We start from the raw sequence: 17936 nt of genomic DNA on the forward strand, positions 1-17936 counted from the left end.
TTTTTTCTTTCTGAAAAAATGGTATAATAGCAATCAAAACTAGAAAATAAAACGGAATTAGGAACAGTTTTCTCTGTTTCTATTAGAGTGGTGACATATGAAAATTAGTAAAAGGCACCTACTAAACTATTCCATTTTGATTCCTTACCTCCTTTTATCGATTTTGGGTCTAATTGTTGTTTACTCAACGACGAGTGCTACCTTGATCCAAGAAGGGAAAAGCGCTCTTCAGTTAGCTCGGAACCAAGGAATGTTTTGGGTAGTTAGTTTGGTTTTGATTGCCTTAATTTATAAACTGAAACTTGGTTTTTTAAGAAATGAACGCTTGATTTTTATCGTTATGTTTGTAGAGATGATTCTCCTAGCTTTGGCTCGGCTAATTGGGACACCAGTCAATGGTGCCTACGGTTGGATTTCTGTGGGACCTGTAACGATTCAGCCTGCGGAGTACCTTAAGATTATCATCATCTGGTACTTGGCGCATCGTTTCTCAAAACAACAGAATGAGATAGCTGTTTATGATTTTCAGGTCTTGACTCAAAATCAGTGGTTGCCTCGGGCTTTTAATGACTGGCGTTTCGTTCTACTGGTTCTGATTGGTAGCTTGGGGATTTTCCCAGACTTGGGAAATGCGACCATTCTGGTCTTGGTGTCGCTGCTTATGTACACTGTCAGTGGAATTGCCTATCGTTGGTTCTCGACTATTCTAACTCTCTTAGCAGGAAGTTCCATTTTAGTCTTGTCTGTCATTCGTCTTGTTGGCGTTGAGAAGTTTTCTCAAATTCCTGTATTTGGTTACGTTGCTAAACGTTTTAGTGCCTTCTTTAATCCCTTTAATGACTTGGCAGGCGCTGGACACCAGCTTGCAAATTCTTACTATGCCATGGTGAATGGTGGCTGGTTTGGACTTGGACTAGGAAATTCTATCGAAAAACGTGGTTATTTGCCAGAAGCCCATACGGATTTCGTCTTTTCGATTGTCATCGAGGAATTTGGATTTGTAGGAGCAAGTATGATTTTGGCCCTCCTCTTCTTCTTGATTTTGAGAATTATCTTAGTCGGAATTCGAGCTAAGGATCCCTTTAATTCTATGGTTGCTATCGGTGTCGGAGGGATGATCCTTGTGCAGGTCTTTGTCAATATCGGTGGGATTTCCGGTTTGATTCCTTCTACAGGTGTAACTTTCCCCTTCCTTTCACAAGGGGGGAATAGCCTCCTAGTCTTATCTGTAGCCATTGCCTTTGTACTAAATATCGATGCTAGTGAAAAACGTGCCAAACTTATCAGAGAATATGAAGGTCAAACTTCTGTTACTCTATAAGGATTGAATGGAAAGGAAAGTTTATGTCACTTCAAAAATTAGAAAACTATAGCAATAAAGCCGTCGTCCAAGAAGAAGTCTTGATTTTGACAGAGCTATTAGAAGACATCACAAAAAATATGCTTGCGCCTGAGACTTTTGATAAAATCATGCAGTTGAAGGACTTGTCTACAAGCGAAAACTATCAAGGACTCAATAAATTGGTGACCAGCCTTTCAAACGAGGAAATGATCTATATTTCTCGCTATTTCTCAATCCTTCCACTCTTGATCAATATCTCTGAAGATGTGGATTTGGCTTATGAGATCAATCACCAAAATAATGTGGACCAAGACTATCTAGGAAAACTGTCAACAACCATTAAGATGGTGGCTGAAAAAGAAAATGCAGCTGAAATTTTAGAAAAGTTAAATGTCGTTCCTGTCTTAACTGCCCACCCAACGCAAGTCCAACGTAAGAGTATGTTGGATTTGACCAATCACATCCATAATCTTTTGCGTAAGTACCGTGATGTCAAACTAGGCTTGATTAACAAAGAAAAATGGCACACAGATCTCCGTCGTTATATTGAGATTATCATGCAAACGGACATGATTCGCGAGAAGAAATTGAAAGTAACCAACGAAATCACCAACGTGATGGAGTACTATCAAAGTTCTTTCTTGAATGCTGTTCCGCGTTTGACGGCTGAGTATAAGAAACTAGCTAAGGAACAAGGTGTCGAGCTCCAACATCCAAAACCGATTACCATGGGGATGTGGATCGGAGGAGACCGTGATGGAAATCCTTTCGTAACAGCGGAAACCCTCAACAAATCAGCCTTGACCCAGTGTGAAGTCATCATGAACTACTATGATGAAAAGATTTATAATCTTTATCGTGAATTTTCACTTTCAACCAGTATTGTGAATGTCAGTGACAAGGTTCGTGAGATGGCGCTGAAGTCTCAGGATAACTCCATTTATCGTGAAAAAGAACTCTATCGTCGTGCCCTCTTTGACATCCAAGCTAAGATGCGGGCAACTAAGACCTATCTTATCGAAGATAAGGATGTTCAACCAAGATATGCTACCGCGGATGAATTTTACCAAGACTTGTTAGCTATCCGGGATTCTCTCCTCGAGAACAAAGGTGAATACCTGATTTCAGGAGAATTTGTCGAGCTGATGCAAGCAGTTGAAATCTTTGGATTCTACCTTGCTTCTATCGATATGCGCCAAGATTCTAGTGTTCATGAAGCTTGTGTGGCAGAATTGTTAGCATCCGCAGGTATCAACGACCATTATAGCGATCTTTCTGAAGATGAAAAATGCGCCCTCCTCTTAAAAGAGTTGGAAGAAGACCCTCGTATCCTCTCAGCAACTCATGCTGAAAAGTCAGAACTTCTTGAGAAGGAACTGTCTATCTTTAAAGCTGCGCGCAAGTTGAAGGATAAACTGGGTGAAAATGTCATTCGTCAAACTATCATTTCTCACGCAACAAGTGTATCCGATATGCTAGAGCTGGCAATCATGCTCAAGGAAGTCGGCTTGGTAGATGCCCAAAAAGCTCGCGTTCAGATTGTTCCTCTCTTTGAAACTATCGAGGACTTGGATCATTCGGAAGAAACCATGAGAAGATATTTCTCTCTTCCTTTGGCTAAAAAATGGATTGCTTCAAAGGATAACTACCAAGAAATCATGCTTGGCTACTCTGATAGTAACAAGGACGGTGGTTACCTGTCATCATGTTGGACTCTATATAAAGCTCAACAGCAACTGACTGCTATTGGAGACGAATTTGGCGTTAAAGTAACCTTCTTTCACGGTCGTGGTGGTACCGTGGGCCGTGGTGGTGGTCCAACATATGAAGCCATTACATCTCAACCGCTCAAGTCTATCAAGGACCGCATCCGTTTGACTGAGCAGGGAGAAGTGATTGGAAACAAATACGGAAACAAAGACGCTGCTTATTATAACCTTGAAATGTTGGTTTCTGCAGCCATTAACCGTATGATTACCAAGAAGAAGAGCGATACTAATACGTCAAATCGATACGAAGCTATCATGGATCAAGTAGTGGACCGTAGCTACGATATCTACCGTGATTTGGTCTTTGGAAATGAACATTTCTATGACTATTTCTTCGAGTCAAGCCCAATCAAAGCTATTTCAAGCTTCAACATCGGTTCGCGTCCAGCCGCTCGTAAGACTATTACAGAAATCGGTGGCCTACGTGCTATTCCTTGGGTCTTCTCATGGTCACAAAGTCGTGTCATGTTTCCTGGATGGTATGGCGTGGGTTCAAGCTTCAAAGAATTTATTGATCAAGATCCTGATAATATTGAGATCCTTCGTGATATGTACCAAAACTGGCCTTTCTTCCAATCTTTGCTTTCCAATGTGGACATGGTCTTGTCTAAGTCTAACATGAACATTGCCTTCGAATATGCCAAGCTCTGTGAAGATGAAGAAGTGCAAGCCATCTATTACACCATTTTAGATGAATGGCAGTTGACTAAGGACGTTATTTTAGCTATTGAAGGCTATGACGAACTCTTGGCTGAAAACTCTTACTTAAAAGACAGTCTAAACTATCGTATGCCTTACTTTAATATCCTTAACTACATCCAGTTGGAGTTGATTAAACGTCAACGTCGTGGTGAGTTGTCAACAGACGAAGAAAGATTGATTCATACAACCATTAACGGAATTGCAACAGGTTTGCGTAATTCAGGTTGATATTTTCTAAACTTCCTCTTTTTTCAAGGGGAAGTTTTAGAATAGTTTAAAAAATTCTAAAAATAGTCTTGACAAGTAATTGAAAAATGATATAATTTAAACATTCAGAAAGTAATCATTGAAGTTTTTTAGAGAGTCTGTGGTTGGTGGAAACAGATAAATGAAAGTGATGAAAATTGGGCTGAATGTTCTTAAGAATTTGAAATCATAAAAATTCGGTGAGCACACCTTACAGTGCAACTCGTGAATGCGAGAAAGAGCGATAGGGATATTCCCTATAATTGAGGTGGCACCGCGCATCGACGTCCTCACACAAGTTTTTTGTGTGAGGACTTTTTTGTTGGAGGAGACTTATGGAATTTAAACGATGGCGTCGCTTGTTTTGAGTGAAAAGAGTATAGTACAAGTGATTTAAAGGAGAAAAAATATGAAAAATAAACGTTTGATTGGAATTATTGCTGGATTAGTAGTATTAGTAGTGGCTAGCTTGATCTATTCTTCAATGAACAAGCCAGCAGCTAAGGTGGAGCAAAAAGTTGCTAAGGTTGGTGTTCTTCAATTTGTTAGTCACCCATCCTTGGACTTGATTTACCAAGGGATTCAAGATGGACTAGCTGAAGAAGGCTATAAAGGTGACCAAGTAAAAATCGACTTTATGAACTCTGAAGGCGATCAGAGCAAGGTTGCAACCATGAGTAAACAATTGGTGGCAAACGGGAATGACCTTGTTGTTGGGATTGCAACACCAGCAGCTCAAGGACTCGCCAGTGCTACAAAAGACCTACCTGTTATCATGGCTGCTATTACAGACCCAATCGGTGCTAACTTGGTCAAAGATTTGAAAAAACCAGGTGGCAACATCACGGGGGTATCAGACCACAACCCTGCTGAACAACAAGTAGAATTGATAAAAACCCTCACACCAAATGTCAAAACAATCGGAGCTCTTTACTCAAGTAGCGAAGATAACTCAAAAACACAGGTAGAAGAATTCAAGGCTTATGCTGAAAAAGCAGGTTTGACAGTCGAAACTTTTGCCGTTCCTTCGACTAACGAAATTGCTTCAACAGTTAATGTTATGACCAGCAAGGTCGACGCTATCTGGGTTCCAATTGACAACACCATCGCATCAGCCTTCCCAACAGTTGTATCAAGCAACCAAACAGCTAAAAAACCAATCTACCCAAGCGCGACTGCCATGGTAGAAGCAGGAGGTCTGGCATCTGTAGTAGTTGACCAACACGATCTTGGAGTGGCTACTGGTAAAATGATTGCCAAAGTTTTGAAAGGTGAAAAACCAGCTGATACGCCAGTTAATGTCTTTTCAACTGGTAAGTCAGTGATTAATAAAAAACTAGCGCGGGAACTTGGTATCACCATTCCAGAGACCGTTCTAAAAGAAGCAGGACAAGTGATTGAATAAAGATAAAGGAGGAGCTGGACACATCTCCTCCCATTTTTACTAAAGAAAGAAATGAGTGAAAGATTATGATAGTATCCATTATTTCTCAGGGGATGGTCTGGGCGATTTTAGGTTTGGGAATCTTTATGACTTTTCGAATTTTGAATTTCCCTGATATGACTACTGAAGGTTCTTTTCCTCTTGGGGGAGCAGTAGCTGTAACCTTGATAACACAGGGAGTCAATCCGTTTTTGGCGACCCTAGCCGCAGTAGGAGCGGGATGTCTAGCTGGAATGGCGACGGGACTTTTGTATACCAAAGGAAACATTCCAACCCTCTTATCAGGAATTTTGGTTATGACTTCCTGCCATTCCATCATGCTCATGATTATGGGACGTGCCAATCTGGGGCTTCTTGGAACCAAGCAAATTCAGGATGTCTTACCTTTTGATTCGGACCTTAACCAACTCCTGACTGGACTAATCTTTGTAGCTCTTGTTATTGGCCTTATGCTCTTTTTCCTTGATACTAAACTAGGTCAAGCCTACATCGCTACAGGTGACAATCCCGATATGGCTCGTAGCTTTGGCATCAATACAGGACGAATGGAACTCATGGGCTTGGTTCTCTCAAATGGGATTATCGCGCTTGCAGGGGCCTTAATTGCTCAACAAGAAGGATATGCAGATGTTTCTCGAGGAATTGGAGTGATTGTCGTAGGGCTTGCTAGCTTGATTATTGGTGAGGTTTTGTTCAAGAGTTTGACCCTGGCAGAGCGACTCATGACCATCGTTGTGGGGTCTATTGCTTATCAGTTCCTCGTTTGGGGAGTGATTGCTCTTGGGTTTAATACAAGTTATCTTCGTTTGTACAGCGCCTTGATTTTGGCAGTTTGTCTCATGATTCCAACCTTCAAAAGCAAATACCTGAAAGGAGTCAAGTTTAGCAAATGACAGCAATTGTAGAATTAAAAAATGCTACTAAAGTCATCACGAATGGCTTTGACGAGGAAAAAATCATTCTGAATGATGTTTCTCTTGAAATTTTCGAACATGATTTTATTACCATCTTAGGGGGAAATGGAGCTGGGAAGTCAACGCTTTTTAACACTATTGCAGGTACTTTGCCTTTAACAAGTGGAAGCATTCGTATCATGGGAGAGGATGTGACGCATTTTTCACCTGAAAAGCGAGCTAAGTACTTGTCTCGTGTCTTTCAGGATCCTAAGATGGGTACGGCACCCCGTATGACAGTAGCTGAAAATCTCTTGATCGCCAAGTTTCGTGGTGAGAAGAGAGGACTCCTTCCTAGAAGGCTATCAAGTCACCGAGAGGAGTTTCAGGCAACCATTGAAAAAGTGGGAAATGGCCTTGAGAAACACTTGGACACTCCGATTGAGTTTCTATCAGGCGGTCAGCGCCAGGCCTTGAGTCTCTTGATGGCAACCTTGAAGCGACCAGAGTTACTCTTGTTGGATGAACACACAGCAGCTCTCGACCCTAAAACAAGTGTGGCCTTGATGGAGTTAACAGATGATTTTGTCAGCAAGGACCATCTAACAGCCTTGATGATTACCCACCATATGGAGGATGCACTGAAATATGGAAATCGTCTGATAGTTATGAAGGAAGGTCGTATCATCCAAGACCTCAATAAAGAAGAAAAAGCTAAGATGAAGATCTCAGACTACTATCAATTATTTGAATAGATGAGTTAAATAATCATCAAAAAATAGAGAAGAGAAACTTAGAAGCATTAAGGTGTTTCTGAGTTTTTTAACTCCCCTTTCTATCAAGAAAAATAAGGCAAAGAGAATTACGGAAAGCGTATGAAATGGTTTACTTTTTTTCAGAAATAAGCTATACTAGTTTACGTGAAACTATGATAAGATGGAGGTATTGTGTGTGGTTGACAAGCAAGTCATTGAAGAAATCAAAAACAATGCCAACATTGTGGAAGTCATAGGTGACGTGATTTCTTTACAAAAGGCTGGACGGAACTATTTGGGGCTCTGTCCTTTTCATGGTGAAAAGACCCCCTCTTTCAACGTTGTGGAAGACAAGCAGTTTTACCATTGTTTCGGTTGTGGGCGCTCAGGAGATGTTTTTAAGTTCATCGAAGAATACCAAGGTGTGTCCTTTATGGAAGCTGTTCAACTCTTAGGTGAGCGCGTCGGTATTCAACTAGCTATGCCTGTACAGTCTCGTCCTCAACAGGCTTCCCCTCATCAAGTTCTATATGATATGCATGAAGAAGCCGCACGTTTTTACCATGCAATCCTCATGACGACCAAGATGGGAGAAGAAGCAAGGGCTTATCTCTACAAACGTGGATTGACGGATGATGTTCTGAAGCACTTCCAAATTGGACTGGCTCCAGCCGAGAGAAACTATCTCTACCAACGTTTATCTGGCAAGTTTGAAGAAAAGGATTTATTGGATTCGGGCTTGTTTTATTTGTCAGATGACAATCAGTTCTTTGATACCTTTTTCGGACGTATTGTCTTTCCTTTAACCAATGACAAGGGGCAGGTTATTGCCTTTTCTGGTCGTATCTGGCAAGAAACGGATAGTCAGACTGCCAAATATAAAAATAGTCGCTCGACTGCAATTTTTAACAAGAGTTACGAATTGTATCATTTGGATAAGGCAAAAAAGGGAACAGGTAAGGTCACAGAACTCTATCTGATGGAAGGCTTCATGGATGTTATCGCGGCCTACCGTGCTGGTATAGAAAATGCTGTGGCTTCTATGGGGACAGCTCTGAGCAAGGAACATGTTGATCACCTCAAACGCTTCACCAAAAAGATAGTTCTCAGCTATGATGGTGACAAGGCAGGACAGGCAGCGACAGCCAAAGCTCTGGAAGAATTAAAAGATTTCTCAGTGGAAGTTGTCCGAGTACCTGATGGCATGGACCCAGATGAGTATTTACAAAAGAATTCTCCTGAAGATTTGGCCTACCTCTTAACCAAGACACGTATCAGTCCCATAGAGTTCTATATTCACCAACTCAAACCTGAGAATAGTGATAATTTGCAAGCGCAAATCGAGTTCATTGAAAAGATTGCGCCCTTAATCGCCAAAGAAAAGTCGATCACTGCCCAGAATTCTTACATCCACATTCTGGCGGATAATCTACCTTCCTTTGATTACCAGCAGGTAGAACAGATTGTAAATGAAAGTCGAATTGTCCAAAGGCAGGAGAGGGTCAAAGAGCAACCTACACCAGTAGCGATTAGTTTACCTCTGACGCGTCAACTGACAGCAGTTATGAGAGCAGAGGCTCATCTCCTTTATAGGATGGCAGAGAATCCAGTTGTTTTAAATGACTACCGATTAAGAGAAGATTTTTTCTTTGATACACCAGAATTTCAGATTCTTTACGAATTATTAAATGTAGAGGGAGAAATCGGATCAGAGGAACTTTCTCATCAGACTCCTGAAGTTGAAAATGCTTGGTACCATGTGCTTAGCCTGGATTTGCCAGCTGAGATGTCACCTCAGGAGCTAGAGGAAGTCGAAGCGACTCGTAACCGTGCCCTCCTCAGCAAGGACAATTTAAGGATTAAAAAGAAAGTGCAAGAAGCTAGTCATCTAGGAGATACAGACACGGCCTTGGAAGAATTGCAACGATTGATTTCCCAAAAGAGAAGAATGGAGTAATAATGGCAACAAAACAAAAAGAAGTAACCACATTTGATGTGCAAGTAGCAGACTTTATCCGTAACCACAAAAAAACAGGAACAGCAACAGACGATGAAATCAACTCAAGTCTGGTTATTCCTTTTACTTTAGATGCAGACGGCATTGAAGACCTTTTGCAACGGATTCAGGATGCTGGAATTTCTATCACAGATAACGAAGGAAATCCAAGTGCACGTGTCCTTAGTACAGAAGAAGAGCCAGAACTCAGTGATGAGGATTTGATTGGCTCTACCTCTGCCAAGGTTAATGATCCAGTCCGTATGTATTTGAAGGAAATCGGGGTTGTTCCTCTCTTGACCAACGAAGAGGAAAAAGAATTGGCACTTGCAGTTGAAGCTGGTGATATCGAAGCTAAACAACGTCTTGCGGAAGCCAACCTTCGTTTGGTTGTTTCTATCGCTAAGCGCTACGTAGGGCGTGGAATGCAGTTTCTTGACTTGATCCAAGAAGGAAACATGGGCTTGATGAAGGCTGTGGACAAGTTTGACTATTCAAAAGGTTTTAAGTTTTCTACTTATGCAACTTGGTGGATTCGTCAGGCGATCACTCGTGCCATTGCTGATCAGGCTCGTACCATTCGTATTCCTGTTCACATGGTTGAAACGATTAACAAGCTTGTCCGTGAACAACGTAATCTCCTTCAAGAATTGGGTCAAGATCCAACTCCTGAACAAATCGCTGAGCGCATGGATATGACACCTGACAAGGTGCGTGAAATCCTAAAAATCGCCCAAGAGCCAGTATCACTTGAAACACCGATTGGTGAAGAGGACGATAGCCATCTTGGGGACTTTATCGAAGACGAGGTAATTGAAAATCCAGTGGATTATACAACTCGTATCGTCTTACGCGAGCAGTTGGATGAAGTCTTGGATACTCTCACAGACCGTGAAGAAAACGTTCTGCGCCTTCGTTTCGGTTTGGACGATGGGAAAATGCGTACTCTTGAAGATGTTGGTAAAGTCTTTAACGTAACTCGTGAGCGTATCCGTCAGATTGAGGCCAAGGCTTTGAGAAAATTGCGTCAACCAAGTCGCAGCAAACCCCTTCGTGATTTTATTGAAGATTAAGAGTGAGGATGAACATGGCTTATACAGAAGAACAAATTGAAACGATTAAAACACGCATTTTAAATGCCTTGGAAGAAGTCATTGACCCTGAATTGGGAATTGATATTGTCAACTTAGGTTTGATTTATGAAATTCGTTTTGATGGTGAAACTGGTCACACTGAAATTGATATGACCTTGACAACTATGGGTTGCCCACTGGCAGATCTCTTGACAGACCAGATACATGATGCGATGACAGATGTGCCTGAAGTAACCAATACCGAAGTTAAATTGGTCTGGTATCCAGCTTGGACGGTTGAAAAAATGAGCCGATACGCACGTATCGCCCTAGGAATTAAATAAAGACTAAGAAAAATGTGAGAGACGATTGGAAAATGAGGAAATCTCCTTCTTTTTCCTCTGGTCTCTTCTTTCTTTTGCTGATTTTCTAGAAATAAAATGGTATAATGAAAGGTATGGAAAACGAAAAATTGCGTATCAATATGCTAAGTTCAAGTGAAAAAGTAGCTGGTCAAGGAGTATCAGGAGCCTACCGTGAATTGGTACGTCTCCTACATCGTGATGCCCAAGATCAGTTAATTGTTACGGAGAATCTTCCTGTGGAGGCGGATGTAACTCACTTTCATACCATTGATTTCCCCTATTATTTATCCACTTTCCAAAAGAAACGCTCTGGGAGAAAAATTGGCTATGTGCATTTTTTGCCTGATACGCTTGAGGGAAGCTTGAGAATTCCATTTTTCTTAAAGGGAATTATCAAACGCTATGTTTTTTCATTTTACAACCGAATGGAACACTTGGTGGTGGTCAATCCTATGTTTATCGAGGATTTGGTGGCAGCTGGTATTCCACGTGAAAAAGTAACTTATATTCCAAACTTTGTAAATAAGGAAAAATGGCATCCATTGCCAGCTGACCAAGTAGCACAACTTCGTCAGGAAATGGATTTAGCTGAAGATCAGTTTGTTGTTATCGGTGCAGGTCAGGTTCAGAAACGTAAAGGAATTGATGACTTTATCCGCCTTGCGGAGGAATTGCCAGAAATTACTTTTATCTGGGCTGGAGGTTTTTCATTTGGCGGGATGACAGATGGTTATGAACGCTATAAAAAAATCATGGACAATCCACCTAAAAATCTAATTTTCCCAGGTATTGTTCCTCCAGAGCGTATGCGAGAGCTCTACGCTTTAGCAGATTTGTTCTTGCTACCAAGTTACAACGAACTATTCCCAATGACTATCTTAGAGGCAGCAAGTTGTGAAGCGCCGATTATGTTGAGGGATTTAGATCTATACAAGGCCATTCTCGAAGGGAATTATCGTGCGACAAGTGATGTTTCAGAGATGAGAGAAGCCATTATCGAATACAAAGATCATCCTGAAAAGTTGAAAGACTTGAAAGAAAAAGCTAGAGAGATTTCTAAAGAGTATTCCGAGGAGCATTTGTTGGAAATCTGGCTAAAATTCTATCGAGAACAGGCTGCTTTGGGCAAAAAGTGAGGTAATTTATGCGAATTGGTTTATTTACAGATACCTATTTTCCTCAGGTTTCCGGGGTTGCGACTAGTATACGGACTTTGAAAACTGAGCTTGAAAAGCAGGGGCATGCAGTTTTTATCTTTACAACGACTGATAAAGACGTGAACCGATACGAGGATTGGCAAATTATTCGAATTCCGAGTGTCCCTTTCTTTGCGTTTAAGGATCGACGATTTGCCTATCGAGGTTTTACAAAAGCGCTTGAAATTGCCAAACAGTATCAGCTGGATATCATTCATACCCAAACAGAGTTTTCACTAGGTTTGCTTGGGATTTGGATTGCAAGAGAATTGAAAATTCCTGTTATCCATACCTACCATACTCAGTACGAAGACTATGTACATTACATTGCTAAGGGCATGCTAATTCGTCCGAGTATGGTAAAATATTTGGTGCGTGGCTTCCTTCATGATGTAGATGGCGTGATTTGCCCTAGTGAGATTGTTCGTGACCTTTTATCTAAATACAAAGTCAAGGTTGAAAAGCGTGTTATCCCAACTGGAATTGAGCTAGCTAAGTTTGAACGACCTGAGATCAAAGAGGAAAACTTGAAAGAACTTCGTTCTAGGTTAGGCGTTCAGGAAGGCGAAAAAATGCTACTGAGCCTTTCGCGTATCTCCTTTGAGAAGAATATCCAAGCAGTCTTAGCTGCCTTTGCGCAGGTTTTGAAAGAAGAAGATAAGGTGAAATTAGTTGTTGCTGGAGACGGCCCTTATCTGGACAGTCTGAAGGAACAAGCAGTGAAATTGCAGATCCAAGATCATGTGATTTTTACTGGTATGATTGCTCCAAGTGAGACAGCCTTATACTATAAAGCGGCTGATTTCTTTATCTCTGCATCCACTAGTGAAACCCAAGGCTTGACTTATCTAGAGAGTCTAGCCAGTGGAACGCCTGTCATCGCTCATGGCAATCCTTATCTGGATAATCTGATCAGTGACAAAATGTTTGGAACACTTTATTATGGAGAACGAGAGCTTGCGGGCGCTATCCTCGAAGCCTTGATCGCCACTCCAGATATGAATGAGCAGAAGTTGGCTGACAAGTTGTATGAGATTTCGGCTGAGAATTTTGGGAAGCGAGTTCATGAGTTTTATCTCGATGCGATGATTTCAAATAAATTTGAGCAGGAACTACGTGGAGATGAGCCTATGACACAGCGATTCCTGAAGACTGTTCTTTATCTACCCCAGCAGGCTGTTTCGGCTCCAGTTAAGGAGTCTAAACGAATATTAAAGGCTTCTAAAAAACAGTTGTCTAGCATCCGGGATTACTGGAGAGATTAGTAAAAATAGAGGAGAATAAAATATGGCAAAAAAATTTATGAGAAGTGGTAGAGATCAAAAAATTGGAGGCGTTTGCGCAGGGGTAGCCCACTATTTTGATATTGACCCTACTATTGTCCGTGTGATTTGGGGCGTTCTTGCCTTTTGTTATGGGGCAGGGGTACTTGCTTACTTGATTTTATGGGTAATTGCACCTGTTTCTAGCGAATATTAAAAAAGAATTAGAATAGAACAAAGAGAAATAAAAAGGAGTCCAAATGGCTTTTGGAGATAATGGAAAACGTAAAAAAACAATGTTTGAAAAAGTAACGCTTTTTGTCGTGCTAATTATGTTGTTTGTAACCCTTGCTGGCATCTTTGCGACAGCGCTTGGAGCTTTTAGCAGATTCTAAGCAAGTTGCTAGGATAGAAACAATAAACTAATGACTGGGATTTCCAGTCCTTTTTAAAGTGAGAAGAAAATATGAGTATGTTTTTAGATACAGCTAAGATCAAGGTCAAGGCTGGTAATGGTGGCGATGGCATGGTCGCCTTTCGTCGTGAAAAGTATGTCCCGAATGGCGGTCCTTGGGGTGGCGATGGCGGACGTGGTGGTAACGTTGTTTTCGTTGTAGACGAAGGCTTGCGTACCTTGATGGATTTCCGCTATAACCGTCATTTTAAGGCCGAATCCGGTGAAAAAGGGATGACCAAAGGAATGCATGGACGTGGTGCAGAAGACCTTCGTGTTCGTGTACCACAAGGAACAACTGTACGTGACGCTGAGACAGGAAAAGTGATTACAGACTTGATTGAACATGGTCAAGAATTTATCGTGGCTCATGGCGGTCGAGGTGGCCGAGGAAACATCCGTTTTGCGACACCAAAAAATCCTGCACCTGAAATCTCTGAGAATGGAGAACCAGGTCAAGAACGTGAGTTGCAACTGGAACTGAAAATCTTGGCGGATGTTGGCTTGGTCGGTTTCCCATCTGTCGGAAAGTCAACTTTGCTTAGTGTCATTACTTCAGCCAAACCAAAGATTGGTGCCTACCACTTTACGACTATTGTCCCTAATCTAGGGATGGTCCGTACACAGTCAGGTGAATCTTTTGCCGTAGCGGACCTTCCAGGTTTGATTGAAGGGGCCAGTCAAGGTGTTGGTCTTGGAACCCAGTTTCTCCGTCATATCGAACGCACTCGAGTTATCCTCCACGTCATCGATATGTCAGCTAGCGAAGGACGTGATCCTTACGAGGACTACCTAGCTATCAATAAAGAGTTGGAATCCTACAATCTTCGTCTTATGGAGCGTCCTCAGATCATCGTAGCCAACAAGATGGATATGCCTGAAAGTCAGGAAAATCTTAAAGCCTTCAAGGAAAAATTGGCAGCAAACTACGACGAGTTTGAAGAACTTCCAGCAATCTTCCCTATTTCTGGTTTGACTAAGCAAGGGTTGGTGCCCCTTTTGGATGCGACAGCTGAATTGTTGGATAAGACTTCTGAGTTCTTGCTCTATGATGAGTCTGATATGGAAGAAGAAGCTTACTATGGCTTTGATGAGGAAGAAAAAGCCTTTGAAATTAGCCGTGACGATGATGCGACATGGGTGCTTTCTGGTGAGAAACTCATGAAACTCTTTAACATGACCAACTTTGACCGTGATGAGTCTGTCATGAAGTTTGCTCGCCAGTTACGTGGTATGGGGGTTGACGAAGCCCTTCGTGCGCGTGGAGCCAAGGATGGTGATTTAGTCCGAATTGGTAAATTTGAGTTTGAATTTGTAGACTAGGAGATCGATATGGGAGATAAACCGATATCATTCCGAGATGCAGATGGAAATTTTGTTTCTGCAGCAGATGTATGGAATGAAAAGAAACTAGAAGAATTGTTTAATCGTCTCAATCCCAAACGTGCTCTTAGATTAGCACGAGAAAAAAAATGCAATGAGAAGGCTGATAAAGAAGAAAAATAGCCTATTGACATTGATAAAAGAGAACCCCGTGATTGTATTCATCACGGGGGATTTTTTAGTCATTGAAGAAAAATGGTGGCGCAAATTTTTTAAGAATTTCAAAGCAAGTCTGTGCTTCTTCAGCATTTTCACAGATAAGAAGGCAGACATCATCACCACATACGGTGGCAATGATTTGTTTGAAATCAAGTGCATCGAGAACAGCTCCAAACGATTGGGCAAGGCCTGGCAAGGTTTTGAGGACAACCTGATGCTGGACAGGACGTAGCATGACCAAGCCATCTTCCATATAGTTTTCCAAGCGTTTTTCCCATTTGGAGATGGAACCAGTATTTAAAACATAGTAAGAATGATCTGCTTCGCGAACCTTTGATAGATTCATGGTTTTGATATCGCGTGAGAGAGTGGCCTGTGTGACTTGGATGTCGTTTTCAGCTAGTAAAGCTTGCAACTCTGCCTGTGTATGAATCTTATTTTTGGCTACAAGTGCACGGATGAGTTGGTGTCTATGTTCAGATTTATTCATATAAAGCTGCCTCCTTTTATGAGGGGATAGTGATAGTGGACTGTGCTAAATCAACAGTCAAGTGATAGTCTGTATTATCTCGAATTGTAATCTCAAAGTCTGTTGTATAGAGAACAAGGCGAAGTGTGTCACCTTTTTTCAGCTTGTAAATCGTAGGTTGTAGGGCAAATTGGATTTCCATCCATTTTTCAGCTTCTATGCTCTCAACAGTTAGTAAATCATTTCGATTTTGTAAATTAAGGTAGCCTTTGGAGATGACACGTTGAACACTTGGATTGAATGGCAGTTCGCAGAGATTTTCAAGCATATGGTAGCGACCGTTGTCAATGGTTCTAGCACTTAAAACAGCTGGATAAGGTTGTAGATATTTCTTTTGCCCAAGTTCTAGCAGTTGAGCTGATAATAAGCCCTTGTTTGTACTTGATTTGACACGAAGTTTCAGCTCCACTCGCCCATTTAAGTGAATGTCTTGACTTACTGGAAGGTCAATGGTGATTTGATTGGCTTTTCCTTGGTAAAGTTCTGTATTGAAAGTCTGGTAAGTCTTACCATAACGATCAAAATCTTTTTGATCATACTGGTTTTGAATCACCTTTTCTTCAGTTCCAAGAGAGAAGGTATGCAGTTCATCTTGCTTGCCAAAGTCATCGAGACTATGCCATGTTTGAGACTCAGTATTATCTTGCCAGATGACAGTAGGAAGTTGATAGTCTGTTGTAAGGCCTAACAATTTCTTGCTTAAGAGGGCATTCATGGATTCGCGGAAGTCAATTGACTGCCAGTTATTCATATAAACATGAGCCCCATGATGGAAAAAGAGGTGCTTGTGAAGATGAGCTGGAAGAGCATGAAACATCTGATATACGTGAAGTGGTTTGACGTTCCAATCCTGAGAACCATGAGTAAAGACGACCTCAGCTTTAACCTTGTGAGCATTGAGCAGATAGTTGCGGTCATGCCAAAACTGATTGTAGTCACCAGTCTTGCGATCCAGTTGCTCTTTTACCTTCTCTAAGTCTGCCTGATGAGCTTCATTACCACGAATATAGTCACCAGCTAGGAGATTGCGGGAGTAGGTCAATTCAGCAAGTGAGTCAAAATCCTCACCTGGATAACCCCCTGGACTAGTCACCAGACCATTTTCCCGATAGTAGTTATACCAAGAGGAAATACCTGCTTCAGCGATGATCACTTCTAAGCCATCAACACCAGTTGTCGCAAGACCATTAGACATGGTTCCCAGATAGGAAATTCCTGTTGTTGCGACTTTTCCGTTTGACCAGTCAGCCTTGATTTGACGTTTGCGTGTGTGATCCGTGAAGGCACGACAACGGCCATTAAGCCAGTCAATCACATTTTTATATGCTTCGATCTGCTGGTAGTCCCCATTGGTCATGAGACCTTGGGAATCCTTGGTACCAACACCCGATACATAGAGATTGGCAAATCCACGTGGGAGGAAGTAGTCGTTGAGAGTGTAGGAACTATTGATGTGAGTTAGCTTTTCTTCAGCTTCTGAGACGATTTCAGCTTGACCATGAGGTTCGACTACATTCAGCTTAGGCTCCTCGAGCTCAATGGTGTGGGCAGGTTTGACCTCAAGCTCACCTTCCATTTTGTAGAGAGCCTTGTCGCTGGCTTTGTCGTTGGTGCCTTGGTGATAAGGACTGGCAGTCATAACCGCAGGAATCTGTCCATCATATCGAGGGCGAATAATGCTGACCTTGACTAAGTCAGGGAGACCGTCTTTATCAGTATCCACACGACTCTCTACATACACGACTTCACGAATGACATCATGAGTAGAGAAGGTTGCTAAGCTCTTGCCGTTAAAGTAGTGGTAGTGATTATCTTCTGCAATAAGCCCATCACCAACAAGCTGGTCGATGAGTGTATTTCCTTTTTTAGTTCGAGTGTTGAGCAGATGGTAGAGATTTTCAATCAAATCTCCATAAATAACAGGAAATCCAGTTTCTTTACGGAATTGTTCAGCATCCTCAAAATCAATAAGATAATTGAAGCCTAAAAGTTGAAAAACTACGGTATAGAAAATATCAGCTGTCAGCTCTTTATCAGACTGAAAGAAGGTCAGTAGATCCGTTTCTCTATCTGCAACTAGGGTAGATAGAGCATAATCGGTGTTCGCATAAGTGAAAAAACTCCAGCGGACAAATTGTTCAAGTTGTTTTTTTGATGCTTGTTCTGGTACCAGCTTCAAACCAAGCTGAGATAACTCGCGTAAAACTTGCGAATGAGAAACGGGCAAGTAGCTGAATTGATTAAAACGCATGGCGCTCTCCTTTGGAAATATTCTAAATTTAGTATATCAAAAATAAGGTAAAAAAGATATTGTTGACCCATGATGAAGTCAATTTAAAAAGAAGCTGAAACATGACTCAGACCATCT

Annotated in this window: 16 protein-coding genes and 1 other annotated feature; of the genes, 14 read left to right on the top strand and 2 right to left on the bottom strand. The window is 41.6% G+C overall.

All coding sequences use genetic code 11. From position 1 onward, the window contains the following. The first annotated feature begins 97 nt into the window (after window positions 1–97). The 14 genes from ftsW (at window position 98) to D8805_RS01180 (ending at window position 15003) form a co-directional block, all read left to right on the top strand. Window positions 98–1321: a cell division peptidoglycan polymerase FtsW gene (gene ftsW / locus D8805_RS01115; protein ID WP_125415143.1), complete on the top strand. Its 1224-nt coding sequence runs from the start codon at window positions 98–100 to the stop codon at window positions 1319–1321. 23 nt (window positions 1322–1344) lie between these two features. Further along, a complete protein-coding gene (ppc, locus tag D8805_RS01120; protein WP_125415144.1) occupies window positions 1345–4041 on the top strand; it encodes a phosphoenolpyruvate carboxylase in 2697 nt (898 codons plus the stop codon). Between the two features lie 96 nt (window positions 4042–4137). Continuing rightward, window positions 4138–4354 (top strand) — a binding site (T-box leader). A 114-nt stretch (window positions 4355–4468) separates the two neighbouring features. Then, entirely contained in the window at window positions 4469–5464 is a 996-nt protein-coding gene (trpX, locus tag D8805_RS01125) for a tryptophan ABC transporter substrate-binding protein (protein ID WP_125415145.1), read from the top strand. Window positions 5465–5529: 65 nt separating this feature from the next. After that, window positions 5530–6396 (top strand): ABC transporter permease, encoded by an 867-nt coding sequence (locus tag D8805_RS01130; protein ID WP_084860027.1) that lies wholly within the window; start codon window positions 5530–5532, stop codon window positions 6394–6396. Continuing rightward, window positions 6393–7151 (top strand): ABC transporter ATP-binding protein, encoded by a 759-nt coding sequence (locus D8805_RS01135; protein WP_000125419.1) that lies wholly within the window; start codon window positions 6393–6395, stop codon window positions 7149–7151. The genes D8805_RS01130 and D8805_RS01135 overlap by 4 nt, the downstream gene beginning before the upstream one ends. Window positions 7152–7347: 196 nt before the next feature. Continuing rightward, the gene (gene dnaG / locus D8805_RS01140) at window positions 7348–9108 is read left to right on the top strand and encodes a DNA primase (RefSeq protein WP_260469896.1); all 1761 of its coding nucleotides are present in this window, start codon (window positions 7348–7350) and stop codon (window positions 9106–9108) included. A gap of 2 nt (window positions 9109–9110) precedes the next feature. Then, window positions 9111–10220, top strand: a complete 1110-nt coding sequence (gene rpoD, locus D8805_RS01145; RefSeq protein WP_000201893.1) for an RNA polymerase sigma factor RpoD — start codon at window positions 9111–9113, stop codon at window positions 10218–10220. A gap of 14 nt (window positions 10221–10234) precedes the next feature. Next, the gene (locus D8805_RS01150) at window positions 10235–10564 is read left to right on the top strand and encodes a metal-sulfur cluster assembly factor (protein WP_000331930.1); all 330 of its coding nucleotides are present in this window, start codon (window positions 10235–10237) and stop codon (window positions 10562–10564) included. Between the two features lie 113 nt (window positions 10565–10677). Further along, on the top strand, window positions 10678–11721 hold the full coding sequence (locus D8805_RS01155) for a glycosyltransferase family 4 protein (RefSeq protein ID WP_185774552.1): 1044 nt from the start codon (window positions 10678–10680) through the stop codon (window positions 11719–11721). A gap of 8 nt (window positions 11722–11729) precedes the next feature. Then, window positions 11730–13046: a glycosyltransferase family 4 protein gene (locus D8805_RS01160; RefSeq protein WP_125415147.1), complete on the top strand. Its 1317-nt coding sequence runs from the start codon at window positions 11730–11732 to the stop codon at window positions 13044–13046. A 22-nt stretch (window positions 13047–13068) separates the two neighbouring features. After that, window positions 13069–13260, top strand: a complete 192-nt coding sequence (locus tag D8805_RS01165; protein ID WP_001074503.1) for a PspC domain-containing protein — start codon at window positions 13069–13071, stop codon at window positions 13258–13260. Between the two features lie 43 nt (window positions 13261–13303). Next, window positions 13304–13438 carry a DUF4044 domain-containing protein gene (locus tag D8805_RS01170; RefSeq protein ID WP_000863854.1) on the top strand — a complete coding sequence of 45 codons (135 nt, stop codon included), beginning with the start codon at window positions 13304–13306 and terminating at the stop codon, window positions 13436–13438. 71 nt (window positions 13439–13509) lie between these two features. Continuing rightward, complete coding sequence (gene obgE, locus D8805_RS01175; protein ID WP_125415148.1) at window positions 13510–14820, top strand: GTPase ObgE; 1311 nt, start codon at window positions 13510–13512, stop codon at window positions 14818–14820. A 9-nt stretch (window positions 14821–14829) separates the two neighbouring features. Then, on the top strand, window positions 14830–15003 hold the full coding sequence (locus D8805_RS01180) for a hypothetical protein (protein WP_125415149.1): 174 nt from the start codon (window positions 14830–14832) through the stop codon (window positions 15001–15003). A gap of 55 nt (window positions 15004–15058) precedes the next feature. Here the strand turns inward: D8805_RS01180 and D8805_RS01185 are convergent, their stop codons facing one another. Both D8805_RS01185 and D8805_RS01190 read right to left on the bottom strand, forming a co-directional pair. Beyond that, a complete protein-coding gene (locus D8805_RS01185; protein WP_001043005.1) occupies window positions 15059–15529 on the bottom strand; it encodes an arginine repressor in 471 nt (156 codons plus the stop codon). A 16-nt stretch (window positions 15530–15545) separates the two neighbouring features. Continuing rightward, entirely contained in the window at window positions 15546–17819 is a 2274-nt protein-coding gene (locus D8805_RS01190) for a Xaa-Pro dipeptidyl-peptidase (RefSeq protein WP_125415150.1), read from the bottom strand. Between the last annotated feature and the right edge of the window lie 117 nt (window positions 17820–17936).

The sequence above is a fragment of the Streptococcus oralis subsp. dentisani genome, assembly GCF_003944205.1.
GTDB lineage: Bacteria > Bacillota > Bacilli > Lactobacillales > Streptococcaceae > Streptococcus > Streptococcus oralis_BH.

Coding starts and splice junctions, on each gene's coding strand:
- ftsW (WP_125415143.1), top strand. CDS start 98: ATGAAAATTAGTAAAAGGCACCTACTAAACTATTCCATTTTGATTCCT.
- ppc (WP_125415144.1), top strand. CDS start 1,345: ATGTCACTTCAAAAATTAGAAAACTATAGCAATAAAGCCGTCGTCCAA.
- trpX (WP_125415145.1), top strand. CDS start 4,469: ATGAAAAATAAACGTTTGATTGGAATTATTGCTGGATTAGTAGTATTA.
- D8805_RS01130 (WP_084860027.1), top strand. CDS start 5,530: ATGATAGTATCCATTATTTCTCAGGGGATGGTCTGGGCGATTTTAGGT.
- D8805_RS01135 (WP_000125419.1), top strand. CDS start 6,393: ATGACAGCAATTGTAGAATTAAAAAATGCTACTAAAGTCATCACGAAT.
- rpoD (WP_000201893.1), top strand. CDS start 9,111: ATGGCAACAAAACAAAAAGAAGTAACCACATTTGATGTGCAAGTAGCA.
- D8805_RS01150 (WP_000331930.1), top strand. CDS start 10,235: ATGGCTTATACAGAAGAACAAATTGAAACGATTAAAACACGCATTTTA.
- D8805_RS01155 (WP_185774552.1), top strand. CDS start 10,678: ATGGAAAACGAAAAATTGCGTATCAATATGCTAAGTTCAAGTGAAAAA.
- D8805_RS01160 (WP_125415147.1), top strand. CDS start 11,730: ATGCGAATTGGTTTATTTACAGATACCTATTTTCCTCAGGTTTCCGGG.
- D8805_RS01165 (WP_001074503.1), top strand. CDS start 13,069: ATGGCAAAAAAATTTATGAGAAGTGGTAGAGATCAAAAAATTGGAGGC.
- D8805_RS01170 (WP_000863854.1), top strand. CDS start 13,304: ATGGCTTTTGGAGATAATGGAAAACGTAAAAAAACAATGTTTGAAAAA.
- obgE (WP_125415148.1), top strand. CDS start 13,510: ATGAGTATGTTTTTAGATACAGCTAAGATCAAGGTCAAGGCTGGTAAT.
- D8805_RS01180 (WP_125415149.1), top strand. CDS start 14,830: ATGGGAGATAAACCGATATCATTCCGAGATGCAGATGGAAATTTTGTT.
- D8805_RS01185 (WP_001043005.1), bottom strand. CDS start 15,529: ATGAATAAATCTGAACATAGACACCAACTCATCCGTGCACTTGTAGCC.
- D8805_RS01190 (WP_125415150.1), bottom strand. CDS start 17,819: ATGCGTTTTAATCAATTCAGCTACTTGCCCGTTTCTCATTCGCAAGTT.